The following is a 302-nucleotide window of genomic DNA, read 5'->3' on the forward strand; positions in this document are numbered from 1 at the left end:
TCTCGCTGTTGCCGACCAGCTCATCCTGGTAGTGCGAGAGCTCACGGGACTGGAGCATGTCCACATACTGCGCCAGGAAGCCGTCCTCGCCGGCGACCTCGTTGTCGTAGACCGCCTGCAGATCCAGCTCCTCGTGAGCCATCTCGTCGAGCGTGCGGGCGACCAGGACCTGATGGTCACGGACGTCCTCGTTGACGTTCAGACCCATGCCCGAGGACTCCAGGACCTCGTCCATCATGGTCTGGAACAGGTTGCCCTGCGTCAGATCCCCGTCCTGCTCAAGACGGTTGACCCAGTGCTGA

General features: G+C 62.6%; 1 protein-coding gene. It reads right to left on the bottom strand.

Going from position 1 to position 302, the window contains the following annotated elements; genetic code table 11:
* On the bottom strand, positions 1–302 hold a 302-nt coding region (locus tag LRG07_RS13870; RefSeq protein WP_238642798.1), incomplete at both ends, for a hypothetical protein.

Origin of the sequence: Halorhodospira sp. 9622, assembly GCF_022228025.1 — a bacterium.
GTDB lineage: Bacteria > Pseudomonadota > Gammaproteobacteria > Nitrococcales > Halorhodospiraceae > Halorhodospira > Halorhodospira halophila_A.